This is a genomic window from Aliikangiella litoralis, assembly GCF_052495765.1.
Window position 1 is genome coordinate 2,718,949 of sequence record NZ_CP199292.1, and the last position, 26,633, is coordinate 2,745,581.

Genomic DNA, 26,633 nt, shown 5'->3' on the forward strand with positions numbered 1-26,633 from the left:
TGACTCTTTTGTAAAAGAGTCAAGGTTTATGGGCTAGCTGTATGTGTAGGGTGAGGTAATATGGGGTAGTTATCTAACTGAGCGATAAAGTTATCGGGTTGGTTAGTCAATTTTGCATAGATTAGCTGATAAGTCAGCACATTCTTAACATACTCTCTGGTTTCTTTATAAGGTATTTGTTCAATCCACTCTAATGGATCTTGGGTGTGAATATTTTGCAGCCACTGTTGAACTCTAGCTTTTCCTGCATTGTATGCCGCGGTTGCTAATACTGGATGAGATGAAAAACTGTTATACATGAGACTTAAATGGGCTGTTCCTAACTTAATGTTTGTATCTGCTTTTAATAGTTGCGGTGTTATCCGTTTTTTTCCCATTTTTTTAGCAACATATCTTGCGGTAGAAGGTTTTAATTGCATCAATCCTCTAGCGCCAGCACTTGATATTGCATCAGCTTTAAATGCACTTTCTTGGCGGGTAATTGCATAAGCCCAGCTAACAGGAATAGCATGCTGTTGGGCTTGCTCTTTATATACTTTAAAATATTTAAGCGGAAAGCGCTTTTCAATATCGTTAATTTGTTTACTGCGTGCAAATGCTAGTATTGCTTGATGTTGCCACCCCCATTGATGAGCTATTAAAGCAAGCTTAGTCTGGTTTTCGAAAGGCGTTTTTTTAACTAAATAGTTCCATTCGCGCCTAGCATCTCCTAAACGACCCATTTCGTAGAACTCTTTGGCTCTAATTGTTGCTGATAATTGATTGATTTCATTAAGCTCTTGCACAGAAAAATTAATCGCCTGATGACTGAGTTCTGGCGGTTGATTAAGTTGACGTGCAGCTAAGAAGCCATAGTATTGTCTTTTCTTGGCAAGTGACTCAAATAATTGTTTGGCTTTATCTAGGTTGCCTAGTTGTGTTTCTGCAACAGCTTGCCAATAATGCCACTTGTCGGCGTCCTTTTTTGTGTTGGCGTATTGGTTAGCTAATGTTGCTATTTTGCTCCAGTTTTTTTCGTATAATGCTGTTGAGAGCATCCACTGATTGACTGAACTGTCATTAATGTTAGTGAGTGAAGATAACCAACTACTGGCTTTATTATCTTGTTCTATGGCTAAGCTTAAGCTAATAGCACGTTTTAACGAGGTAAATTGACCTTTCAAATGGTAGTTTCGACCTAGTTCTTGCCAGATTTTAATGGTCAAATTGGGATCTTCCCAAGCTAATTTTTTTAAACCAATTTGGATGATGTCTTTTGCCCGGTTCGTTAAAGGCTTTCTAAATTTTGTTTTGGCTAGCTTTTTAGGGGACTTGATGACTTCTAATAGCAGGTTTCCTGCATCTTGAGTTTTATGGTTAGAGTTATTGATTAAACGCTTAGCGAGTTTTTTATTTTTGTTTTCAGTAGCTAATATAATTCTTTGCCAAACCAGCGAGTCATCCATTTTTCCCGCTTTTTTCCAAAGTGATATGAGTTTATCGCAAGATTTAGGTAATGGGCGGGGGGTTAACCAAATTTGTTTTACCTTGGCATAAATATCGTTTTCATTTTCAGAAGTTTTTAATCTGAATTCGAGTTGTTTACAACTAAGCCGAGTGCTACCAAAGTCTCGGTAATGACGTAAAAAAAGTGAGGAATGATTGTTTTTAGCCAACCAATGTAGCCATTTGTAACGTAGCTTTCTTGAAACTGGCTCATCACCATATTGGGATAAAAATGATTCTATTTGTTGTGTATGATTTAGGTTTATATTAGCTAAAAGTTTATTTCTTTGTAAGTAACTAAGTAAGGGGTAGTTTTTTAATTTAGATTCTAACTTATTGTATTTACTCCAATCTTTTTTACTAATAGCTAATTCTGCGTCAAGGAATAGTTGTTGTTCAGGGCTTGTTTGATTTATCTTTGCGAGCACTGAGTTGGAGAAAAACACACAGCAAAGCAATACGAGTAAATAATAGTTATTATTAATAAAGCGTGCTGACACGAATGTTTCCTTTTTAACTGATTGGATGAGACTAATTTCAAACATCTAATATTTATATATCGTTAGTTTCCCTAATAAGTTTAGGACAATCTAGATACTAATTAAATCCCTAGCACTTAAAATTAAATTGATGCTTATTTTTTAAGTTAATTATTGGTTAATATTTTGGCAATAATAAGCAGAGTCTGCCTTTAATATATTGAGTATAAATGATTAAAACACAATCGCCAGTATTATATAGAGTAAATAAGTACTTAGACCATTTTAGCTGACGGTTATTGTTAGTGATTTATGTAAACTGAACAGTTAGGGCTAATATTATATTGATGAAAATGAAGTGTCATTATTTCAATACTCGATACTTATTGGGGAGTTTGTTAAGGAGATATGACTGTATTTTTCTTCATAGTCCCACAGGCACTTTTTTCTGTGTATACTTATCACCATTAACTCTAAGAACAGCATTTTAGCTAGTGTTTAATATATAAAAAATAATATAACTCATCTTGGTTCGGAGTAAAACGTGATAAATAAAAACACTTATTGGCATGAGAACTTGCGTTTAATATTCATTTGTCTAGTTATTTGGTTTACGGTTTCATTTGGTTTTGGCTTACTACTTGTTGAGCAACTTAACCAAGTTCGTATTGGCGGTTATAAGTTAGGTTTTTGGTTTGCTCAGCAAGGTTCAATTTATACCTTCGTAGGATTGATATTTTGGTATTCATGGCAAATGAATAAACTCGATAAAAAATACAATACAGAGGAATCAGAATGAGTGAATTGCAACTTTACGCCTATATAGCTGTTTTTGGGTCATTTGCAATGTACTTTGTTATTGCCTGGTGGGCGAGAGCAGGTTCTACGAGTGAATTTTATGTTGCTGGCGGTGGAATTCCACCGATTCAAAATGGCATGGCAATTGGTGCTGACTGGATGAGTGCTGCTTCGTTTATTTCTATGGCGGGCTTAATTGCATTTCTAGGTTATGGAGGTTCTGTCTTTTTAATGGGATGGACAGGCGGTTATGTTCTATTAGCTATGTTACTTGCTCCCTATATGCGCAAGCATGGTAAATTTACTGTTCCTGAATTTATTTCCGATCGATATTATTCAAAAACCGCCAGAATTGTTGCTGTGGTTTGTCTGATTATTGCTTCATTAACTTATATTATTGGCCAAATGAAAGGGGTTGGTGTGGCCTTTTCTCGCTTTCTTGAAGTTGATTATGGCCTTGGGTTGGGTATCGGTATGGCGGTTGTTTGGGTTTATGCTGTTTTGGGAGGAATGAAGGGGATTACCTACACGCAAATTGCTCAATATTGTGTACTGATATTTGCCTATACAGTTCCAGCGATATTTATCTCATTACAGTTAACAGGAAACCCTATCCCCCAACTTGGTTTAGGGAGTACATTGGCTGATGGTAGTGGTGTTTATCTGTTAGATAAACTTGATCAGGTTGTTACTGAGCTGGGATTTAAAGCTTATACAACAGATAGCTTAGGCAGTAACTTAAATATGTTTGCTTATACAATGTCACTGATGATTGGTACAGCAGGCTTGCCTCATATAATTATGCGCTTTTTTACCGTACCAACCGTTCAAGCTGCGCGTTCTTCTGCTGGATATGCTTTGGTTTTTATTGCTTTACTTTACACTGTCGCGCCAGCAGTAGGTGCTATGGCAAGATTAAACCTGACCAATACAATAACACCTGCTACAAATGAGCATCTTGAATATGCTGAACGACCGCAATGGTTTAAAGACTGGGAAAAAACCGGCTTATTAAAGTTTGAAGATAAAAATTCTGATGGAAAAATTCAATATAGTGCCCATGCAGAAACCAATGAAATGGTTAAAATTGATCGCGATATCATGGTATTAGCTAACCCTGCAATTGCTAATTTACCTAATTGGGTTATTGCATTAGTTGCTGCTGGTGGTTTAGCGGCGGCGTTGTCTACTGCGGCGGGGTTATTACTCGCCATTTCATCATCTGTTTCACATGATTTAATGAAAGGGGTTATTGCGCCTGATTTATCAGAGAAAAAAGAATTGCTTGCGAGCAGAATTGTGATGACAATGTCAATCTTGCTTGCGGGATATTTAGGATTAAATCCGCCTGGTTTTGCCGCAGGTACAGTTGCATTGGCTTTTGGTTTAGCCGCTTCTTCTATTTTTCCGGCTTTAATGATGGGCATTTTTTCAAAGCGAATGAGTGGGCGAGCAGCCGTATGGGGAATGGTTTCTGGTATTGGGGTTACTATGCTGTATGTTTTTCAGCATAAAGGAGTTATGTTTATACCTGGCACATCGTTTCTGGGAAATATGGAAGCGAATTGGTTTTTTGGAATTTCACCTAATGCTTTTGGCGCTGTTGGTGCTTTGGTTAATTTTACGGTTGCATTTATAGTGCTAAAATTGACTGGGCCAGCACCCAGTAATATTCAGCAATTGGTTGAAAACTTTCGTACACCGGGTGAAACTAGCGTTGCACATAGATATCAATAGTTAGGTTAGTTAATAACATTTATACTTTGACCTACCAGTAAAGAACCATTTGCTATACCAAGTGATGGTTCTTTATTATAAATCTTGTAACACTATTCAACTCGCTTAAACTATTCATTTCTCATTATAGTTAATCTTTTTTAGTACTACTTTTTTAACATTATTGGGATATATAAAATGAAAAACTTTCTTTTACTTACGATATGTTCACTATCTTTTTTTACTGCAATAGATGCAAAAACTTCTGAAATTAAAATATCTCAAATAATAAAAGAAGCAGTTGAAAGCTCTGCAAGGCCTGCTAGCGAGACCCTGCGAGATAAACATAGAAAGCCTGCTGAAGTGTTAGCATTGATGGGAATAAAGCCAAGTATGAAAGTGGTAGATTTTACTTCTGGTGGAGGTTATTACACAGATATTCTTTCGCGGGTTGTAGGTGAGAAAGGGCAGGTGATAGCACATAATCCACCCTATGTTATTAATCGATTTGCGACATTTTTAAATAATCCTGATAAAGGTTGGTTAGCTCGTTTGAACTCAGAACAATGGCGAAAGAATGTTATAAAAAATACTGATGAGCTGGATACAGTTAAATTACCACTAGAATTAGATGCTGCACTGATGGTGTTATTTTATCATGATACGGTTTGGCAAGGTGTTAACCGTAATATGATGAATAGAAGAATATTTAATGCGCTTAAGCCTGGTGGTGTTTATTTGATTATTGATCATAGTGCTAAAGAAGGCAGTGGTGTTAAAGATGTTAATACATTGCATCGTATTGAAAAAAATCAGGTTATTAAGGAGATAACGAGCGTTGGTTTTAAATTGGCAAAAGACTCTAACTTACTATCTCAAAAGGATGACAAAAGGGATTATAGTTTTGTAAGGGATAGAAAAACCAAAAGAGATCGTACTGATAGAATGGTATTGAAATTTGTGAAGCCTATTAAGTAGCTAGTTAAGATATTAGATTTAGTTCTTTTTTAAGTTTTGAAATTTGAAATTTTTTCTATCGTTCAAAGTTGTAATTTATATCTTTATTTTTACGAGTTTGAATAATTGTTTGGACAGGTGTTTTCCTTTGATACAACAGAGCCTTGTGGCACTAATAAACGCTTGTAGGAGAGTTTTTTATTCTTCAGTAATTTTATTTGGTCACATTGGTTTCACCGTTCTATTTTGAATTGTTTCTGTACAACGAGAGTACTCACATCATCTATCCTAGGGATATCTTTGTAAAACAAAATGACTTTAGTTTTGTTTCACAGATGCTTCACTCTGAAGCCAAAAGCATAATCGTGTAAAACAACTTTTTGAGTAAGAAATATTGAATTTTATGGCTTAACTTATTGATAAGTAAAGGCTATATGTATTGCTGTTATTATATCTAATTATTTATTGTATGCAAAGTATGTTTTATGGTGTACTATCAAAAAATAAAAACGACTATAAATTTTAAAAAGGGGAATATGATGTACTTAAACTTAAAACAACACTTCAAGCCGCATAAAACATTAGCTGCGATTGCAGTAGGGACCGCGCTTATGCTCTCTGCACCACATGCTTTGTCTGCAGAAAATACTAGCGGTACATTGAAGGGAACGCTCTCTACTTCCATAGAAAGTGATTTATCTAATGCTACAGTTACTGTGGTTCATCAAACACGTGGGATTTCTCGTTCAGTAAAGTCTGACGCGAATGGGAGTTACAGCTTACGGGGATTACCGATTGGACGTTATACTGTTACTATCGTAAAAGATGGTTTTGTATCGATTCAAGAAAAAGATGTTGTGGTTTCTTTAGGCCAATCTTCAGTTCTTGAATTTACCTTAGAAGAAAGTAGTCAAAGTTCTGATAACGTTGTTCAAATTATCGGTACTGCAGTTCGTTCTATTGACACGACTAGTTCTACTTCGGGTGTAACATTTGATGATGAAGAACTGACAAAAATGCCAATATCAATTGGTTTCGAAAGTATTGCTTTGCTAGCGCCTGGTGTTGTGGCTGATAGCGGTGGTTTTGATGCAAATAGCTTTGGTGGAGGTTCTGGTGCTGAGAACGGCTATTTTATTAATGGTCTCAATATATCGCATCTTAGAACAGGTATTGGTTCTATGCCATTACCTTGGGAGGGCATACAAGAGACTCAAGTAAAAACTGGTGCCGTTTCTGCTGAGTTTGGACGATTTATCGGTGGTGTTGTTAATGCGGTAGCCAAAACTGGTAGCAATGAATTTAAAGCTGGTGTTGAGTTTAATTATGATCCTCAATCACTTCGTAGCCAGCACGATACAATATTTAAATCTGATGGTTCAATTCATACAGATATTGCTTTAAGAGATGATACTCCTCGAGGAGAACGTGAGTTTAAGGACACTAATATTTGGGCTAGTGGTGCACTGATAGAAGATAAGTTATTTTTCTATACTTTGTACAATCCCCGTAAGCTCGAAACCAATTATACAAGACCAACGGACTACAATAACCTAGAAACAAATGCTGACCGTTGGATGATGAATTTAGATTATTTTATTACGGACGATCACGCTCTTAACTTATTTGCTTTTAGTAATAAGGAAGATTGGCGAAGAGATACTTTTGGCTATACTCCGTCAACAGATACTGTTGGAACTGATACGAGTTATTCTGAAGGTGAAAGAGGCGGCGAAGCTATCGCTCTTAGTTATAATGGTTATTTTACCGATGATTTTTCGATGGCGTTGACGATTGCTGAAATTGAACAAACTGAAGTTAATGTGCCAAATACTCTTTTCCCAAGTGTTAGAGATAATCGAACTGGAAACAATACGCCGTATGGTCCTTCTAGTACATCAACCATCACAGATGAACTTTATAATCGTGAACAATTACGTCTTGATTTTAATTATGCTCTTGATGAGCATGAATTGAAGTTTGGTATTGATATAGAAAATCTTGAAGTACATTATGCAGAAGAACCAAATGGTGGAGCAGGTAATGAAGCGTTTGGTTGGTGGACAATAGAAAATGCAGAAGCTGGTAATCCATTTGGTTTGGCTGCCGGAACTGACTATATTGACCGAAGAGCTCGTACTAATCTTGGTGTTAGTGAAATTAATCAAACGGCCATTTATGTTCAAGATACCTGGCAAGCGACAGATAACCTTGTGCTTAATTTGGGGTTAAGATATGCAGAGTTTGAAAATACGACAACCGAAGGTAAACCTTATGCAAATCTCACTGGGCAATTAGCACCCCGTTTTCAAGCAATTTATGATTTAGATGGTGATGGTAGTAAAAAAATCTTTGCGACATTTGGACGGTATTTTCAACCAATACCAGCGAACATGAATATTAAACAAGCATCCGGGCAGGTTGACTTGCATACTTACTTCCTAACGGATCAATATGATTCTGAAGGACGGCCCGCGTTGCTGGCTGATGGTTCACCTAGTCGCGGAGCTGTCATTGGTACCGATTTAATTGAGTCGAGCGTTGAGCACTTAAATGTAGCTGACAACGATTTAGAACCAATGTATTCAGATGAAATAACCTTCGGATTTGAAATGGAAGTTTTTGACGATATGACATTTGGCTCTCGTTATATTTACCGGGATTTGAAACGTTCAATTGAAGATGGTGCATTGTATGGTGCTCGTAGTGCTGCTAAAGAGCGATGGGAAGCGGCTGGTGGAACTTGGACCAGTAACCCTGCGGCTTGGATTTTATTTAATCCTGGAAACGATACTCGAATTCAGCACGATGTTGATGGAGATGGTCAATTAGATACAATTATTTACAACAAAGAAGATATTGCACTTCCTCGCTCAAAGAGAACTTATCTAGCGTTAGAGAATACATTGTCTGGGAATGTAACTGAAAATCTTTACATTATGGCGTCTTACACTTGGTCTCACAGTTACGGAAACACGGAAGGTCTAATTCGATCAGATAATGGTCAAGCTGACCCTGGATGGACTCAGTCAAACGATTTTGTCGAAAGTACAGCGTTTGGTTCTGGTAATTTACCTAATGATCGTCGTCATGCTTTCAAATTAAGCGGTATATATGATATTAGCGATGAATTGACATTTGGTTTTTATACGTCAGCAACTTCTGGAGCACCAATCAATAAATTTGGTCGTCACCCTTTAGATACTGGTTATTGTGTTGATAACTGGTGTTATTCGCAACAATCAAGTTGGGCGAGCGGATATTCTAATCTCAACTTTTATGCTGATGGTAAACCATCTCCTAGAGGTAGTGGTGGAACTGGTGATTGGTTATTTAATGTTGATACTTCACTAGCATATAACACGGAAGTGGCAGGTGGTGATTTGACATTAAAAGCGACAATTTATAACGTGTTTAATTTTGATACAGCTACTAATGTTGATGAATATTATGAGGCGGAGAGTCAAGGCTTTGAACCAGACGGTTCATATCCGCTAAACCCAAACTACTTAACTCCTGAAGGTCGTCAAAAAGCTCGTTATGTAACTCTTTCTGCTCGATATGAGTTTTAATTCGTAGCGGATAGTTTTAAGTTAAATATGAAGACCTCCTGTTGGAGGTCTTTTGAGTATTGCTTCTCAATAGCAATATTTTTTCTAATTGAAAATTTATTCAAACTTATTTTCACTTGAAGTTTCCCGTTTGAATCACAATTAAGTCTATTCACTGATTGAAGATGACTTTCCTATGACACCTATTTTGATTATTTTTACGGTATCAATTACTTTGATTGCTTATGTTGTTTTAAAACCTAAATGGATAGAAAAACAACGAGATAAAGTACGTGCATTACCGTTTCCAAAAGCTTGGCGCGAAATCTTACAGCGTAATATGCCATTTTTTTATAGCATGCCAGTTGACCTTCAATTGCAGTTAAAAAAACATATTCAAGTTTTTTTAGCAGAAAAAAAATTTACCGGATTTAAAGGTTTAGAAATTACTGATGAAATAAAAGTAACCATTGCTGCACAGGCTTGTTTGTTAATATTAAATAGAAAGACGAGTTACTATCCTAAATTAAAATATATTTATGTATATCCTGCGGCATTTATTACGGCACATGAAGGAAAAGATGCCGCTGGTGTTTTACATAACCAGCAAAGAGTTTTAAGTGGCGAGTCATGGGAGTTAGGTAAGGTGGTTCTTTCATGGCAAGACTCTAAACAGGGGGCAAAAAACTTTTCAGATGGTCACAATGTGGTTATTCATGAGTTTGCTCATCAGCTCGATCAAGAAACGGGGGCCGCTAATGGAGCTCCTTTCTTGAAACATAAAAATCGTCACTGTTGGTCACATGTACTGTCTAAAGAGTTTGAAAATTTACAATTTCAAGCAAGACATGGCGAGGACTCATTGCTTGATTATTATGGGGCGACTAACCCGGCTGAATTTTTTGCTGTGGCAAGTGAAGCTTTTTTTGAGCGTCCCGCTGAGTTTTTAAAGAATTACCCTCAACTCTATAAACAGCTTGAAGGGTTCTATCATGTTAATCCTGCTATTTGGTAGTAATAAAATAATTCTCAAAAATCAATAAAAAGCGAATAGCTATTATTTTTGATATTTAGCTGATTTTATTTAACCTGAAATTCAGATAAGAGAACTCAATGAAGAAGGTTATTTTTCTTTTAAACTAAACGGTTAAATATAGCTAAATCACTATCAATTGTCACAATAAAAGCCGTTATTTTTGCCGCTCTTTTCGTTGTCTGACTTGTCCATAGAGCGGCTATGCACTGCGCCAGACGCCTTAATAGTGACAAAAATCCCTGACTTTTCTCTATGCCAATTGATAGTGATTTAGCTATAAGTTATCAGGTGAAACTAGTTTGTCTAGTAGCTTTTTCCAATTTAATCCTAATCGTTTGCAATCATTCATTCGGTATATCGATTATTGGCTAAGTCTTTTTGGGAATATAAGTCATAAAAAAATGAGCAACAAAGCTCAAATGAACAGGTTTCTATTCATTTCATTTTTAAAATACTAATAGACTAGCTGCGCCTTTATTATCTTGATTTCTATAAGAAAAAATACTGTTTTTATGTCATTTTATGACATCCTTTTTTTATTGGTTACTTTATTAAGGAATGTGTAATCTAATAGTTGTACATGCAATTAAGTGGTTGAAATTACAATTTGAGTTGTTCTATAATCGGGAGATAAGTTAAAAACACTGTGAGGCCTAATTTATCTAGCGCATATTAATGTTGCAGGGCTTCAGCTTGATTGAAGGTTACTGAAAAATGATAGATGCGATTGACATGAACGAACCTAGCGCCGATTTTGATTGGAAGAGAGTCGCTTATTTACTACTTTTATCCCGTGCGATGGATGATATAGAAGAGCAAGAGCTTGTTCCGGCTAAATTAGTGTTTAATCAGTTTTCTGCAAGAGGACATGATCTGGCCCAAATATTGATTGGCTCCTTATTAACTCATCCGCATGATGGTGCAACAGGCTATTATCGTTCTAGACCTTTTGTGTTGTCATTAGGTTTAGATATTGTTGATGCGGTTGCTTCTCCTATGGCTAAATCTGGAGGTTATAGTGATGGCCGTGATATCGGTGTTGTTTGTAACTATCCTAATACAAAGGAAGAAGGTGCGATGTTATTTCCCATGTGTGGGGGAGTTGGTTCGCAATATTCACCTATTTCTGGCTGGGCACAATCAATTGTTTATCATCGCGATCAATTAAAAGATAAAAGTTATAAAGGGGCCCTGGGGATTTCAATGGGCGGTGATTCCTCCATGTCAACCAGTGGTTTTTGGGCCGCTTTGAATATATCAACAACCAATAATTTACCTCATCTGTTTTACATTGAAGATAATGGCTATGGTATTTCTGTGCCACAGACGGTGCAAACACCAGGCGGTGATCAAGTGGCTAACTTATCTGCCTATAAGAACCTCAAAATCATTGATGGTGATGGAACTTGCCCTATAGAAGCGCCTCGTTTGATAAAAATGGCAGTTGATTATGTGCGTTCTGGTCACGGAACGTGTTTGCTTCGATTAAAAGTCCCACGCCTTTGTGGACACACTTTTCAAGATACACAAACTTATAAACCTGAAGCAATGATCGCCGAAGAACAAACCAAAGATCCGCTGCCAAAACTTAAAGAGCATTTAGAAAAATATGCTGTTATTTCACCCGCTGAATGGAGTGAGTTAGAAGAAAATGCTTATTCAGAAGTGAGGGAAGCTGTTGTTAAAGCTAAAGAAAGACCTGAGCCAGATGTGAATAAGCTTAAACGATATGTTTATGCTGAAAACGATCAACAAGGTAACCCTGAAATTCAGTTAAGGGGAGGCCTGCACGCTAGTGATTATGTTTTCCCTGAAGTATCTGAAGTTGCAAAGCCGCAAGGCGCTCGTCTTAATATGCTCACTGCGATCCGCAACACATTGGATTATGAGCTTAGTATTAACCCAAAAGTGTTAGTTTTTGGTGAAGATGTTGGTCCTAAAGGCGGAGTACATGCTGCCACTTTAGGTTTAAACCAAAAATATGGCGAACACCGAGTATTTGATACCAGTTTATCAGAGGAAGGGATTATTGGCCGTTCAGTCGGTTTAGCGCTATCAGGGTTAATGCCAGTACCTGAAATACAATTTAGAAAATATGCTGAGCCTGCAGCAGAACAGCTAACTGATACCGGAATTATGCGTTGGCGAACCAATAATCAATTTGCTGCACCTATGGTAGTGCGCATACCGGGTGGTTTTGCTGGACGAGGCGATCCTTGGCACTCAATGTCTGATGAAGTCGAGTGGGCTCATAAAACCGGATGGCAGGTTGTTATGCCATCTAATGCTGAAGATGCGGTAGGTTTGCTAAGGTATGCTCTACGTGATAATAATCCAACCATTTTTTTTGAGCATCGCTATTTACTTGATAATCGTTGGGCAAGAAGGCCTTATCCTGGTGATGATTATGTAATTGAACTGGGCAAAGCTAAAGTTTTAACGAGTGGCGATAAATTAACGATAGTGACTTGGGGAGCAATGGTTGAGCGTTGTGAGGCTGCTGCGCTATCAGTGGATAAAGGCGTTGAAGTGATCGATTTAAGAACCATACAACCATGGGATAAAGAGGCGGTTTTATCTTCAGTAAAGAAAACTGGACGTTGTTTGATCGTGCATGAAGATAACCTGACGGCTGGCTTTGGTGCTGAAATATCCGCTATTTTAGCTAAAGAGGCATTTTTTGATTTGGATGCGCCAATTGAGAGACTGACCATGCCAGATATTCCCAATCCACATAACATCCACTTATTGAATGCTGCATTACCGACGCAAGAAAAGATCGAAGCCGCTATTTTGTCCTTATTAGAAGTTTAGGGGGAAACAGACGAATGGATAAATTAATTGATATTGCATTATCAGAAGGGCAGCTTGAAGGAACATCAGCAACATTGGCAACCTGGCTGGTGAAAGAAGGTGATTTAGTCAAACAAGGCGATCCTATTGCTGAGCTGGAGACTGACAAAGTGGTTATGGAAGTTTGTGCATCAGCAACAGGTATAGTGGAAACACTAACGGCAAAAATTGGAGATTCAGTTGAAACCGATCAAGTGCTCGGAAAGATAGCTGAAGGTGCTAGTAACGCGGCGTTAACTCAAAACCGTAATATATCTCAAGCTGAAAACTCAGTCGTTAGTAATGAAAGCCCAATCACTGAGGGCCAAAATTTTGAAGCTCAAAATAATGATGCTGAGAATGCCAGTTGCCGCCAGCTAATTAGCCCTGCTGTACGCCGATTATTGCGAGAAAATGAGCTGTCTCTTTCTCCTATTCCTGGTACTGGAAAGCGAGGTAGGGTGACGCGTGATGATGTACTAGCCTTTTTGAAAAATCCTGAATTAGTAAGAAATTCACCAATAAATGAAAGTAGGTTGGCTTCAACACAAGTAAGTAACTCTCCATTGTTGGCTAGTGTTAATCGTCAAAGTCGGCCATTAAAAGGCAATAAAATACCTCATTCACAAATGCGAAAATCAATTGCGAGTCATATGGTAGAAAGTTTGTTGCATACCTCTCCGCATGTAACGAGTGTATTTGAAATGGATATGGGGAATATTATTGAACATCGCAAATGGCACAAAAAAGAATATGCTGAGTTAGGAGTTAAATTAACATTTACCGCCTATTTTCTTGCTGCGATGGCAAAAGCGGTTGAGGCCGTTCCGCAAGTGAATGCGCGTTTCCATGAAGATGCGCTAGAGATATTTGATGATGTTAATATTGGTGTGGGCACTGCGCTAGGAGACTCTGGTTTAGTGGTACCTGTTGTAGAACAAGTGCAAGAAATGAACTTGTTTGAAATTGCTCAATGTTTAAATCAACAAACAGAAAAAGCGAGATCGGGTAAATTAACACCGTCAGATATGCGTAATGGGACTATTACAATTTCTAATCATGGTGTTAGTGGCAGTTTATTTGCTGCACCAATTATTATTAATCAACCTGAAGTTGCTATTCTTGGTATTGGCAAACTAGAAAAACGCGTTGTGGTTGAGTCCGTTAACGGTGTCGATAATATGGTTATTAGGCCAAAGTGTTATGTTTCTTTAAGTATCGATCATCGAGCACTAGATGCTCACCAAACGAATCAATTTTTAACGGCATTTGTTGGAATAATTGAGAACTGGGGCGAGTAATAAACGCCCTATAATTTGCTTTTGAATATACTTTTGTCAACAAAATTTAAAAAATGTATTCTGTTATCTGTAGGATACACGAGTGAAAGAAAGTTAACAAAATAGAGAGGCTTTGTATCATAAAAACTGATTGCAAAGCACTAAATATAGGAATGCTAGAAAAAATGAAAATACAAAGTTATGTTGCTGGTCAATGGTGTAGTGGTGATGGGCGAGTTGATACTTTAGTGAATTCAGTCAATGATGAGTTGATAGGTGAAGTTTCATCGTTGTCGAGTGGTTTTGATCAGTTTCTTGAATATGGTCGTCAAGTTGCGGGCCCTAAATTACGTCAATTAACGATTCATGAAAGAGCAGAAAAGATTAAGTTTTTAGCTAAATATTTATTAGATCGTAAAGATGAGTTTTATCGAATTTCTTTTATGACCGGAGCGACAAAAGCTGATTCCTGGGTGGATATTGAAGGTGGAATTGGTACTATGTTTAGCTACTCTGGTATCGCTCGTCGAGAGCTCAATAATGATACTTTTATTGTTGAAGGTGGTGTTGAACCTTTATCAAAAGAAGGGACATTTGCAGGGCAACATATTCTGACTTCTAAAGAAGGTGTGAGTGTTCATATTAACGCATTTAACTTTCCTGTTTGGGGAATGCTCGAAAAAATCACACCCAGTTTAATTGCGGGTGTTCCTGTCATTGTAAAGCCTGGTACTGTTACTTGCTACTTGACAGAAGCTGTTGTTAAGGCAATTGTTGAGTCTAAAATTTTACCAGAGGGTTCAGTTCAATTAATTTGTGGTAGTGTGGGAGATCTTTTAGCGCATGTTGGAGAGCAAGATGTCGTTACTTTTACCGGTTCTGCATCAACAGGACAAAAATTACGAGCTCACCCTAATCTTATTGCGAAAAGCGTTCCTTTCACAATGGAAGCAGACTCATTGAATTGTAGTATTTTAGCTCCAGATGTGTCGGTTGAAGATCCTGAATTTGACCTGTATGTGAAAGAGGTTGCGCGAGAAATGACAGTAAAAGCAGGACAAAAATGTACCGCTATTCGTCGTGCTATTGTTCCAGCTGGGTTAACAGATGCCGTTAGTGAAGCTTTGATAAAACGTTTGCAAGGAACCGTCATTGGTGATCCTTTGCAAGAAGGTGTTCGTATGGGGGCATTAGTTGGAAAAAGCCAACGTGAAGATGTTTTGTCAGCCATTGAAGAATTAAAACAAAGTAGTGAATTATTGCTTGATGGAATGGAAAATTTTAAGTCCGTTGGTATTGATGGTGATAAGGGCGCATTTATTACACCAACTTTATTACATTGTCAAAACCCACTAAACAATACAACGCCACATTCGGTTGAGGCTTTTGGTCCCGTGAGCACCTTAATGTCTTACGATGGAATTGACCAAGCTATCGAATTAGCAAAAATGGGTAAAGGAAGCTTAGTCGGGTCTGTTTTTACCGCTAGCAGAGAAAATGCTCGTGATATTATTTTAGGGACTGCTTCTCATCATGGTCGTATGTTAGTGCTCGACAGGCATTGCTCGAAAGAATCAACAGGACATGGTTCGCCATTAGCGAACTTGGTACATGGTGGTCCTGGTCGTGCGGGTGGTGGAGAAGAATTAGGTGGTGTACGAGCAATTAAGCATTATATGCAGCGGACAGCAGTACAAGGTTCTCCAACTTCACTAATGGCAGTGACTAACCAATATGTTCGAGGCGCTGAAGTTAAAACTGATCGCGTACACCCATTTAGAAAGTATTTTGAAGAGCTAGAAATTGGTGAGTCGCTAACGACCCATCGACGCACTGTAACTGAAGCCGATATTGTGAATTTTGGTTGTTTATCTGGTGATCATTTTTATGCCCACTTTGATGAAATTGCAGCGAAGGATTCGTTTTTTGAAAAACGAGTTGCTCATGGTTACTTTGTTATTTCTGCGGCAGCGGGAATGTTTGTCGATCCAGGACAAGGGCCTGTTATTGCTAACTATGGCATTGATAATTTAAGATTTATTGAGCCGGTTGGGATTGGTGACACAATTAAAGTTAAATTGACAGCTAAAAGAAAAATTAAGAAATCAAAAAGACCTGATGATAAATATGTTACTGGTGTTGTTGTTTGGGATGTTGAAGTGATTAACCAAAATGATGAAGCTGTAGCGCTCTATGACATATTGACATTAGTCGAACGGCAGAATGAGGATTAATTGTAGTATTAATTGAAACTAAAATTTAGTTAGTGGGCGTTTGGTATAACGCCCAATGGCTTTGCTGGTGATTGAGTTAGCTTTTAGGTTGGTGGACTGAGTCATCAAAACGAGGTCGATCAGATTGTGGTTCAGCTAAAGGCTCTATGATTCGCATGCTGTTAGTCGCTCGGACAGCCAAGTTAATATAATCCTGAGTTCCCTGGTTTTTCCAGACTAGATCTTGATCGGTTAATTGGCGAGTGACTTTTGCGGGTATACCCATAATCATTGAACGTGGCTCAGTAATGAACTTGGCACGAACAAACGAACAGGCTGCAACCATAGACTCTTTACCGATAATGGTTTCATCCATGATCACGGCATTCATGCCAACCAAAGAGTTTTCGCCAATGCGGCAACCATGTAGAACAGCACTATGGCCAATATGGCTGTAAGGCTCTAAAAAACAGTCAATATCAGGGAAGCTATGGAGTACACAGTTGTCTTGTACATTGCTGTGATGAGAGATATGTATACGGCCAAAGTCACCACGTAATACTGCACCGGGGCCGATAAAACAGTTTTCTTCGATGATGACATCACCGATGATTTCTGCACTAGGATGAACGTAAGTATTTTTTTTGATGACAGGGATAAAGTTATCAATTGCATAAATTGGCACAGGGATCTCCACGAATTTAACTAATCAGCAGAGTGATTCTGCTGCAAAATAATTTGAATTATAAATGAGGCATGGACATGTACCAAACCATTGTTGTAGAAAAAACGGCTGGCGTTGCAAAATTAACACTGAACCGGCCTGATCGATTAAATAGCTTTAATGTACAAATGCATGAAGAATTACAGCAGGCATTAGATGATATTGCCACAGATGGTGAGTCACGATGTTTACTGATTACAGGAGCTGGTAGAGGTTTTTGTGCTGGGCAAGATTTGAGTGATCGCGCAGTAAGCTCAGATCAAGACACGCCCGATTTAGGAGTTTCTGTCGAGAAGTTTTATAACCCATTAATTAGGCGTGTTACTCAATTAAAAATGCCTGTTGTGTGTGCATTAAATGGTGTTGCAGCAGGAGCAGGGGCTAGCCTGGTTATGGCTTGTGATATTGTTATTGCTGCTCGCTCATCATCATTTATTTTATCTTTTGCGAAAATCGGGTTAATACCAGATTCGGGCAGCTCGTGGCATTTTGCACGCGCAATTGGCTTGCCTAGAGCAAAAGCACTGGCAATGCTAGGTGAAAAGTTAAAGGCGGAACAAGCGGAGCAATGGGGATTGATTTATCAAGTTGTTGATGATGAAGTGTTAAGTGATAAGGCAAACGAAATAACGAGTTATTTCGCAAAACAGCCTACAGAAGCTTTAGCCCATATTAAACAGTTAGTTCATTCTACTTTTGATAACACTTTAAATGAACAGTTAGAAAAAGAACGCCTGCTGATGCAACACTTAGGAAGGAGTGAAAACTATCGTGAAGGTGTTGCTGCTTTTATGGAAAAACGTGAACCAGATTTTAAAGGGTAACAATATAACTGTTATTTTTTGTTTAACTCCTATGAGTGAGAGTGTTACGTGATGAATGCTGCTGAAGTTTTATTGGAAAATGATCCTGCATCACAAATGTTAGGGATAGAGTTAGTTGATCATGAAAAAAATAGCTGTTGTGTGAGTATGTTGGTTAAGAAAAATATGACCAATGGTTATGATGTATGCCATGGTGGTTTTCTTTATACTTTAGCTGACACAGCAGCTGCTTTTGCTGCTTCTTCTCAAGGTGAGATCATTTTAACGGCTAGCAATGAAATTATTTATTTAAAGCCTGCGATGTTACATGATCAATTAATTGCAAAAGCAGTTGTAACGAATATTTGTGGAAAGATCATTTATTGTGATGTAAAAATACTTAATCAAGAAGATACACTCATTGCGGTTTTAATTGCTAAGTTGGTTAATAAAAGTTTTAACAAAGAGTCTGTTGCGAAAGATAGTTTAGAACACAAGGTGCCTAACAAAGGCTGATAGTTTATAAAAGGTTTAGGTTAATGAAAAAAGTATATATTTGCGATGCTGTGAGAACTCCCATTGGTCGTTTTGGTGGCTCTTTATCTGGCGTGAGAGCTGACGATTTAGGGGCCATTCCAATTAAGGCATTAATGGAACGCAACCCCCAGGTTAACTGGGAGAGTATTGAAGATGTTTATTATGGGTGTGCTAACCAATCAGGTGAAGACAATCGTAACGTAGCAAGAATGAGTTTATTATTAGCCGGTTTACCGCAGTCAGTACCTGGCGTGACTATTAACCGTTTATGCGGTTCTGGAATGGACGCTGTCGGTACTGCTGCACGTGCCATTGCTTGTGGTGAACAATCAATGGCAATTGCTGGTGGTGTTGAGCAAATGTCTAGAGCGCCTTTCGTAATGCCTAAAGCTGAATCTGCATTTTCGAGAAAAGCAGAAATATATGATACCACGATGGGCTGGCGGTTTATCAATAAACAAATGGCTGAGCAGTTTGGAGTCGATTCGATGCCTGAAACGGCAGAAAATGTAGCTGAACAATTCAACATTTCCCGTCAGGATCAAGACCGTTTTGCTTTGCGTACTCAAGAAAAAACACAGCAAGCACAAGAAAAAGGCATTTTTGACGCTGAAATTGTGCCCGTTACCGTGAAAGTGAATCGTAAAGAAACAAAAGAGTTTTCTGTTGATGAACATCCGCGCCCTAGTACTTTAGAAGGTTTAGCTAAGCTTGCTACTCCCTTCAAAAAAGATGGAACGGTTACTGCTGGCAATGCGTCAGGTATTAATGATGGTGCTTGTGCATTGCTATTAGCTGCCGAGGATGAAGTTGAAAAACAAGGCTTAACACCTTTAGCCAGAGTGGTTGGTATGGCAACATCTGGACTTGAACCCAGAATTATGGGCGTTGGTCCGGTTAGTGCTACACGTAGAGTGTTGAAAAATACAGGCTTAAGTATAGAACAAATGGACGTGATTGAGCTAAATGAGGCATTTGCTGCTCAAGGTTTAGCAGTGTTAAGAGAGCTTGGTATAGCTGATGATGATGAAAGAGTTAATCCGAACGGTGGAGCAATTGCTTTGGGACATCCACTTGGCATGAGTGGCGCTCGACTTGTAACAACAGCTGCTTATGAGTTACAAAGACGTAAAGGGCAATATGCGCTATGCACTATGTGTATCGGGGTTGGTCAAGGTATAGCACTAATTATTGAAAAAGCCTGATAATTCAAAGAGATAGTCTAAAACTTTAATATAAAAAATAGCCGTTAATTTCTACTATTGGGTGGCAACTGCCCACCCAATAGGTAATATTTAATATGATACATAATTTGAAAAAAATATATTTAAATAGTATCATATTAAAAGTTGAATAATTGGAGAGGACTGAAATGCAAACTGTTGAAAATGCCGCAGAACAAGCGGGGTTCGATCAAAAAATTGAAGATGAACAAAAAATAGAACCATCAGATTGGATGCCCGAAGATTACCGTCAAAATCTGATTCGTCAAATGTCTCAACATGCTCATTCTGAAGTGATAGGTATGCAGCCTGAAGGAAACTGGATTACCCGAGCGCCGACGTTAAGACGTAAAGCGGTATTACTCGCTAAAGTGCAAGATGAAGCTGGTCATGGCTTGTATTTGTATAGCGCCACGGAAACTTTGGGCATTTCACGAAGTGAAATGATCGAAGCATTACAAACCGGTAAAGCTAAATATGCATCAATTTTTAACTATCCGACTTTATCTTGGGCCGATGTAGGCGCGATTGGTTGGTTGGTTGATGGCGCAGCAATTGTTAACCAGATTTCTCTTCAAAGAACTTCTTATGGTCCTTATGCCAGAGCTATGGTTCGTATTTGTAAAGAAGAAAGTTTTCACCAACGTCAAGGCTATGAAATCATGTATGCGCTTGCAAAAGGTTCTGCATTACAAAAACAAATGGCACAAGATGCTATGGATCGATTCTGGTGGCCGTCACTGATGATGTTTGGCCCACACGATAGTGAGTCGGCACATTCTGGTCGTTCGATGAAATGGAAAATTAAACGCCAGTCGAATGATTACCTTAGACAAAAATTTATTGATCAAACCGTTCCACAAATTGAAGTGTTGGGCCTTGATATGCCAGATCCAGAAATAAAATGGAACGAAGAAAAAGGACAATATGATTCAGGTGAAATTAATTGGGAAGAGTTTTATCAGGTAATTAATGGTAGTGGTCCTTGTAACCATCAGAGAATTAAACATCATAAAAGAGCGCATGATGATGGTGAATGGGTTAGGGAAGCGGTTAGAGCATATCGCGAAAAACAACAAACTCAATCTACCGAAAGCGCAGCGTAAAAATACTAAAAGAGAATTAAATTATGAGCCAAGAACAATTAGCCAGTTATGAAGTTTTTATTCGTTCAAATCGCGGACTTGATCACAAACATGTTGGAAGCTTACATGCTGAAAGTCCAGAACATGCATTAATGTATGCTCGTGATTGTTATATTCGTCGTTCAGAAGGTGTGAGCATTTGGGTGGTTGAATCAAGTAATATTACTGCTTCACAAGCAGGTGATATCGAAAATTTTGTCGATCCTATGGATGATAAACCTTACCGTCATGCGACTCATTATGAATTGCCTGATAGCGTAAACAATATGTAAATCATCACTCAGAGGAATTATTGATGAATCAAGAACAACAAGATTTATATCGCTTTTTAGTTGGACTGGGTGACGATGCTGTTGTATTAAGCCATCGTTTATCAGAGTGGTGCAGTAATGGTCCTTATTTAGAAGAAGATATTGCTCTATCTAATATCGCCTTAGATTATTTAGGACGAGCCAGAATGTTTTACCAATATGCGGTTGAAGTTGAAGGACAAGGAAAAACTGAAGACGACATTGCTTATTATCGTGATGAGAGACAGTATACCAACTTACTCATCCATGAACTTCCTATTAATGATTTTGCATTTACTATGGTAAGACAATTTTTTGTTGATGTATTTTATTGTTTTTATCTCGAAGGTTTAAAACAATCTAATGATGAGAGAGTCGCTGCAATAGCAACTAAAGCGTTAAAGGAAAGCCGCTATCATCTTAAAAGAAGCGAGCCTTGGATTACCCAATTATCGCAAGGTACGGAAGAAAGTCGTAGCCGAGTAAAAGATGCGCTAATTGAATTAGAAAACTTTGTGGGTGAATTATTTATTCAGTCAGATTGGGAGAAAAATTTAGTTGAAGCCGGTATCGCTGTTGATAGGCAAGCTATTCAAGCTAAATGGGATGAATATGTACAATCGTTTTTTGCTCAGTCAGACATTGTTGTGGCTGATAGCTGTTTACAAATAAGAGGCGGACGCGAAGGCATTCACACTGAACACTTAGGGCATATGTTAAGTGAAATGCAGTTTGTACAACGGGCTTATCCAGGATTAACCTGGTAATGGTTTGTTAGTGGTGGGCAACTTTAATGATTTCAAATAATATTATTCCAACCGTTACACCGATTTATGCTCAGCGTAATGCGATGAGAAAAAACTCACCGTATCAGGCTATCTGGAACTTATTGGATGAGGTTTATGATCCAGAACTTCCTGGGTTAACAATTTGGGATTTAGGAGTTTTGCAGGACATAAAGCAGTTTGATGATTGTTGGCAAATAGATATTACACCTACTTATAGTGGGTGTCCTGCTGTTGAAGCTATCAATCAAGATATTCAATCTGCTATGTTAAAAGCAGGTTATAAAAAAGTGAAAGTCAAGGTTGTATTATCTCCTGCTTGGACAACTGAAATGATGTCGCCACAAGGCAAGTTACACTTAAAAAATATTCATATTGCTCCGCCTGACGAACAGGATATTGTTATATGTCCTTTGTGTAATAGTGAACAGGCAAAACTAGTTAGCCAGTTTGGTTCAACTGCCTGTAAAGCACTTTATCAGTGTCAGGATTGTGCAGAATTTTTTGATTATTTTAAACATTTTTAGTGGGCTTTTATTTTATTAAAAGGTTGAGCGAAAGCTAAAAAATATAAAAGGGTTTTAACCTATGAGTACCGAATTTCATCAATTAACATTATCATCAGTTGAAAAATTAACTAAAGATTCAGTGGCGCTCACTTTTGATTTGCCAGAAAACCTAGCCGATGAGTATCGTTATATACAAGGTCAACATTTAACATTAAAAGCCGATATTGATGGTGCTGATATTCGTCGTTCTTATTCTATTTGTCAAAGTGTCCAGTCTCAAACTCTACAAGTGGCTGTCAAACAAATTGAAAATGGTGTTTTTTCTGCGTATGCCAATAAATCTTTAAAGCAAGGAATGAGCGTTGAGGTTATGCCACCACAGGGACACTTTTATACGGAACTTTCAAGTGATAATGCTAAACAATATTTATTTCTTGCTGTTGGTAGTGGTATTACACCTGTTCTTTCACATATCGAATCTATTTTAATGGCAGAACCTGAATCGAGGGTAACTTTAGTTTATGGTAATCGTTCTACTTCATCAATGATGTTTCGTGAAAGGTTATGTTTTATAAAAAATCAATATCTTAAAAGGTTTCAGTGGATTAATTTATTTACTAAAGAAGAAAATGAAGCAGAATTGTTTAATGGACGAATTACCCAAGAAAAATTAGTCGCCTTAGATTCGGCTAACATGATTAAGTTAGATCGCTTTGATGATATTTTTATGTGCGGGCCAGAAGAAATGATTAATCAATTAGTCAACTTCTTTAAGTTTAATAAGGTTAATGAAGACTCGTTACATTATGAACTGTTTTTTGCTGGTTCAGCGGAAAAGAAAGTACAACAGAGTCAGCAAGAGAGAGCGAAAAAATTTGCTGGAAAAGTTTCCTTGGTTTCGGTTAAAGTTGCTGGCAGAAAAACAACTATAGAACTACCGATGAGTGGCAATAATATTTTAGATGCGGCAATGGAAAGTGGGGCTGATTTACCTTTTTCTTGTAAAGGTGGTGTTTGCGCAACTTGTAAAGCTAAAGTCATAAAAGGTGATGTTGAAATGGATATGAATCACTCATTGACAGAGCAAGAGGTTGCAGAAGGTATGATTTTAACCTGCCAGTCACATCCTGTTTCTGAGGAAGTTGAAGTCGACTTTGATTTTTCTTAATGTTATTTTATTCACCAATAAATAGATAACAATAAGTTGTAAAACACTTGGCTAATATAAACGATTTTATTAATGAGCGAGCCGAGCAAGCTGGCATTAGTTGTAAATCATATATAGTGACTGTATTTGGTGATGTTGTTTCTCAGCATGGTGGCTGGATATGGTTAGGTAGCTTGATTGACTCGCTACAACCTTTAGGTTTTTCTGAGCGATTGATTAGAACCTCGGTTTTTCGCTTGGTAAAAGATGATTGGTTATTGGTTAATAAATTAGGGCGTAAGAGTTATTATAGTTTTACAGGAAGCGCTAATAATCATTATACGAAAGCTGCTCGACGTATTTATGCGGGTCATATGAAACACGAAGATAAAGGTTGGTTAATCATAATGCCTAGCTTCGTTTGTGACGAAAAAATGATCTTATTGAAAAGGCAGCTACAATGGTTAGGGTTTAGTCCATTATCATCTGGGGCTTATGCACATCCATCAATTGACTCTAGTTCACTCGAAGAGACGATAACCGAGTTAGAATTATCTGATTCGGTCATTATTTTTTCGGGGCAAACATTTGATTGTCAGTCGCAAAGTGTTCTTAAACGATTGGTCTTCGAAAAGTGGCAGGTTGAAGAGTTACAAGAAAGATATCAATCATTGATTGATTGTTACCTGACAATTTGGCATGCATTACAAGGTGAACATAAAATCAGCGATCAACAAAGCTTTTTATTACGAGGCTTGTTAATACATGAGTACCGTAGAATATTACTCAGAGATCATGAATTACCAGAAAACTTATTGCCTGATAATTGGGCTGGCTTTCAAGCGGCTAAATTAGTCAAACAAATCTATTTACACTTGGCGCGTTCGTCTTGTCGTTATATTGGCAGTCAGTTAGAAAATATGGATGGTTATCTACCACCTGCAATTGAAAACTTTAAACTAAGATTTAAATAATTAATTTCAACTTTATATCAGTTTACAAAAAAGAGAATACCAATGACTTCTAATCAAGTAATGATTGAAAAACAAAACCCAATAGGAATAATCTCTATCGATTACCCTCCTGTTAATGCATTATCACAAATAGTGAGACAAGGGCTGGTTGATGGTATTGATGAGTTAGAAAACGATGATAATATAAAAGTCATTATAATTGCTTGTGCGAATAAAACTTTTATTGCCGGTGCTGATATTAAAGAGTTTGGTTTGCCCCCGACAGAACCTTTTTTGCCTGATGTTGTTAACCGAATAGAAGCATCAACAAAACCTGTGATAGCTTCTTTATTTGGTACTTCATTAGGTGGTGGGTTTGAAGTTGCATTGGCTTGCCACTATCGAGTAGCGTTAGAAAATGCAAAAGTAGGTTTGCCTGAAGTTAATCTGGGGTTAATTCCTGGCGCTGGTGGTACTCAACGTTTGCCTAGAGTCGTTGGGGCCAAAAAAGCATTAGAAATGATTACTGGAGGAAAACATTATTCTGTGAATCAACTTTCAAGTTACAACCTTATTGACAGTATTTTTCCTAAAGATGCGAATTTAAAGGAAGAAACAATCGCTTTTGCTAACAAGTTATTAGAGCAAAATAAAGTTGTATTAAAGCGGGTTGGTGAAAATACTGTTGATGACGAAGGTGTAAATTGGCAAGAATCGATTAATCAAATTGAAAAAAAATCTCGTGGAAAACAAGCACCGGTTGTTGCTGCTAATGTTCTTTATGAAACACGTCATATGGATATTCAAGAAGGCATGGCTGTAGAGCGTAAAGCTTTTTTAGACCTGCGTGAATCAGAACAGTCGGCTGCTCTCAGGTTTGCTTTTGGTGCAGAAAAAAAAGCGGCTAAAACTGATTTGAAAACAGAACCTTTGAGCGTTAAGCAGGTTGGTATTATTGGTGGTGGTAATATGGGAGCTGGCATTGCAACTGCATTTTTGTTTTCGGGTTACAATCTTTGTTTAGTTGAACGCAATGCAGAAGCGCTTGAAAGTGGCAAAGCTAGAATTGAAAAGAATTTACAAGCCAGTGTAAAACGAGGGCTTATGTCTGAAACTCAATATCGTGATTGCATCTCACGAATGAAAACGAGTATTAATTATGATGATTTAGCCGACAGTGATTTAATTATTGAAGCCGTATTTGAAGATATACAAATAAAGAAAGATTTGTTTTTAAGTTTAGATAAGATTGTTCGAGCAGATTGTGTTTTGGCAACAAATACCTCTTATTTAGATATTAATGAAATTGCTACAGTTCTATCTCGCCCTCAGCAATTAATTGGGATGCACTTTTTTAGCCCTGCTAATATTATGAAATTACTCGAAGTGGTTCAAGCGGAGAAGTCATCTGAGCAAGCTTTGGCTACGGCGATGGCGGTTGGGAAAAAACTGAAAAAGGTTTCTGTATTAGTGGGTGTCTGTTTTGGCTTTGCTGGCAATCGTATGTATACGCGTTATGGTAGAGAAATTCAACAAATGCTGTTGGAAGGAGCAGGTATTGAACAAATTGATCAAGCTATGACGCAATGGGGCATGGCTATGGGGCCTTTGGCAGTGCAAGATTTATCGGGTATTGATATTGGGCATAATGCTCGTAGTGCACAACCTTTTCCTGAGCATGATCCTGGGTATTTTAGAGCCGCCGCAGTGATGGTAGAAAATGGTCGTCTAGGGCGAAAAACAGGGAAAGGTTTTTACTCATATGATGATAAAGGAGGTATGAATGTTGATCTTGAAGCTGCAGAGTTGATTAAACAAAAGGCAAACTCTCTTGGTATTCAACAACGTTCTTTTACCAACGATGAGATTGTTGAAAGAGCATTACTCGCTTTAATCAGTGAAGGTTTAAGCTTAATGGCGGAAGGAATTGTACAAAGATTATCTGATATTGATGTGATTTGGCTACATGGTTATGGTTTTCCTCGTCATAAGGGTGGACCTATGTACTATGCTCGTCAATTAGGTGAAGCTAAGGTTAAAACTTTAATTGAGCAACAACAGCTCAGCTCAGGTGAGAGGATTTGGCCGCATGTAGATACCAATGCGTTAAGCCGGTAGATTTGACTGAAATGCTTAATATTGGATAGTATTGGCTTAGCTATCCAATACT

20 protein-coding genes are annotated in these 26,633 nt (G+C 37.9%); 18 read left to right on the plus strand and 2 right to left on the minus strand.

The features are described from left to right. Nucleotides 1-26: 26 nt before the first annotated feature. Nucleotides 27-1,985: a transglycosylase SLT domain-containing protein gene (locus ACT5E3_RS11245; protein WP_444998400.1), complete on the minus strand. Its 1,959-nt coding sequence runs from the start codon at nt 1,983-1,985 to the stop codon at nt 27-29. Nucleotides 1,986-2,511: 526 nt separating this feature from the next. Here ACT5E3_RS11245 and ACT5E3_RS11250 point away from each other — a divergent pair. From ACT5E3_RS11250 to paaZ, 8 genes are all read left to right on the plus strand, one after another. Further along, nucleotides 2,512-2,763: a DUF4212 domain-containing protein gene (locus ACT5E3_RS11250; protein ID WP_444998598.1), complete on the plus strand. Its 252-nt coding sequence runs from the start codon at nt 2,512-2,514 to the stop codon at nt 2,761-2,763. Beyond that, nucleotides 2,760-4,499 carry a sodium:solute symporter family protein gene (locus ACT5E3_RS11255; protein WP_444998401.1) on the plus strand — a complete coding sequence of 580 codons (1,740 nt, stop codon included), beginning with the start codon at nt 2,760-2,762 and terminating at the stop codon, nt 4,497-4,499. The genes ACT5E3_RS11250 and ACT5E3_RS11255 overlap by 4 nt, the downstream gene beginning before the upstream one ends. 177 nt (nt 4,500-4,676) lie before the next feature. After that, nucleotides 4,677-5,456 carry a class I SAM-dependent methyltransferase gene (locus ACT5E3_RS11260; RefSeq protein ID WP_444998402.1) on the plus strand — a complete coding sequence of 260 codons (780 nt, stop codon included), beginning with the start codon at nt 4,677-4,679 and terminating at the stop codon, nt 5,454-5,456. Between the two features lie 515 nt (nt 5,457-5,971). Next, nucleotides 5,972-9,007 carry a TonB-dependent receptor gene (locus ACT5E3_RS11265; RefSeq protein ID WP_444998403.1) on the plus strand — a complete coding sequence of 1,012 codons (3,036 nt, stop codon included), beginning with the start codon at nt 5,972-5,974 and terminating at the stop codon, nt 9,005-9,007. 175 nt (nt 9,008-9,182) lie between these two features. Continuing rightward, complete coding sequence (locus tag ACT5E3_RS11270) at nt 9,183-10,001, plus strand: M90 family metallopeptidase (RefSeq protein WP_444998404.1); 819 nt, start codon at nt 9,183-9,185, stop codon at nt 9,999-10,001. Nucleotides 10,002-10,736: 735 nt separating this feature from the next. Then, nucleotides 10,737-12,836: an alpha-ketoacid dehydrogenase subunit alpha/beta gene (locus ACT5E3_RS11275; RefSeq protein WP_444998405.1), complete on the plus strand. Its 2,100-nt coding sequence runs from the start codon at nt 10,737-10,739 to the stop codon at nt 12,834-12,836. A gap of 14 nt (nt 12,837-12,850) precedes the next feature. Next, a complete protein-coding gene (locus ACT5E3_RS11280) occupies nt 12,851-14,155 on the plus strand; it encodes a dihydrolipoamide acetyltransferase family protein (RefSeq protein WP_444998406.1) in 1,305 nt (434 codons plus the stop codon). A 164-nt stretch (nt 14,156-14,319) separates the two neighbouring features. Then, nucleotides 14,320-16,368, plus strand: coding sequence for a phenylacetic acid degradation bifunctional protein PaaZ (paaZ, locus tag ACT5E3_RS11285; protein WP_444998407.1), 2,049 nt, complete (start codon nt 14,320-14,322; stop codon nt 16,366-16,368). A 76-nt stretch (nt 16,369-16,444) separates the two neighbouring features. Here paaZ and ACT5E3_RS11290 read toward each other — a convergent pair whose 3' ends face one another. Then, complete coding sequence (locus ACT5E3_RS11290) at nt 16,445-17,032, minus strand: acyltransferase (RefSeq protein ID WP_444998408.1); 588 nt, start codon at nt 17,030-17,032, stop codon at nt 16,445-16,447. A 77-nt stretch (nt 17,033-17,109) separates the two neighbouring features. Here ACT5E3_RS11290 and paaG point away from each other — a divergent pair, with 77 nt between their 5' ends. The 10 genes from paaG to ACT5E3_RS11340 all read left to right on the plus strand — a co-directional run bounded on the left by paaG (nt 17,110) and on the right by ACT5E3_RS11340 (nt 26,581). Next, on the plus strand, nt 17,110-17,895 hold the full coding sequence (paaG, locus tag ACT5E3_RS11295) for a 2-(1,2-epoxy-1,2-dihydrophenyl)acetyl-CoA isomerase PaaG (RefSeq protein ID WP_444998409.1): 786 nt from the start codon (nt 17,110-17,112) through the stop codon (nt 17,893-17,895). Between the two features lie 51 nt (nt 17,896-17,946). Then, the gene (locus ACT5E3_RS11300; protein WP_444998599.1) at nt 17,947-18,390 is read left to right on the plus strand and encodes a PaaI family thioesterase; all 444 of its coding nucleotides are present in this window, start codon (nt 17,947-17,949) and stop codon (nt 18,388-18,390) included. Nucleotides 18,391-18,413: 23 nt separating this feature from the next. Then, a complete protein-coding gene (gene pcaF, locus ACT5E3_RS11305; RefSeq protein ID WP_444998410.1) occupies nt 18,414-19,616 on the plus strand; it encodes a 3-oxoadipyl-CoA thiolase in 1,203 nt (400 codons plus the stop codon). A 167-nt stretch (nt 19,617-19,783) separates the two neighbouring features. Continuing rightward, nucleotides 19,784-20,740, plus strand: coding sequence for a 1,2-phenylacetyl-CoA epoxidase subunit PaaA (gene paaA, locus ACT5E3_RS11310; RefSeq protein WP_444998411.1), 957 nt, complete (start codon nt 19,784-19,786; stop codon nt 20,738-20,740). 23 nt (nt 20,741-20,763) lie between these two features. Continuing rightward, complete coding sequence (paaB, locus tag ACT5E3_RS11315; RefSeq protein ID WP_444998412.1) at nt 20,764-21,051, plus strand: 1,2-phenylacetyl-CoA epoxidase subunit PaaB; 288 nt, start codon at nt 20,764-20,766, stop codon at nt 21,049-21,051. Nucleotides 21,052-21,074: 23 nt separating this feature from the next. Beyond that, nucleotides 21,075-21,836 carry a 1,2-phenylacetyl-CoA epoxidase subunit PaaC gene (gene paaC, locus ACT5E3_RS11320; protein WP_444998413.1) on the plus strand — a complete coding sequence of 254 codons (762 nt, stop codon included), beginning with the start codon at nt 21,075-21,077 and terminating at the stop codon, nt 21,834-21,836. Nucleotides 21,837-21,862: 26 nt separating this feature from the next. Then, nucleotides 21,863-22,381 carry a 1,2-phenylacetyl-CoA epoxidase subunit PaaD gene (paaD, locus tag ACT5E3_RS11325; RefSeq protein WP_444998414.1) on the plus strand — a complete coding sequence of 173 codons (519 nt, stop codon included), beginning with the start codon at nt 21,863-21,865 and terminating at the stop codon, nt 22,379-22,381. Nucleotides 22,382-22,442: 61 nt separating this feature from the next. Then, nucleotides 22,443-23,531: a 2Fe-2S iron-sulfur cluster-binding protein gene (locus ACT5E3_RS11330; RefSeq protein ID WP_444998415.1), complete on the plus strand. Its 1,089-nt coding sequence runs from the start codon at nt 22,443-22,445 to the stop codon at nt 23,529-23,531. Between the two features lie 47 nt (nt 23,532-23,578). Further along, nucleotides 23,579-24,484 (plus strand): PaaX family transcriptional regulator, encoded by a 906-nt coding sequence (locus ACT5E3_RS11335; protein ID WP_444998416.1) that lies wholly within the window; start codon nt 23,579-23,581, stop codon nt 24,482-24,484. Between the two features lie 42 nt (nt 24,485-24,526). Further along, nucleotides 24,527-26,581 carry a 3-hydroxyacyl-CoA dehydrogenase NAD-binding domain-containing protein gene (locus ACT5E3_RS11340; RefSeq protein WP_444998417.1) on the plus strand — a complete coding sequence of 685 codons (2,055 nt, stop codon included), beginning with the start codon at nt 24,527-24,529 and terminating at the stop codon, nt 26,579-26,581. The last annotated feature ends 52 nt before the right edge of the window (nt 26,582-26,633 follow it).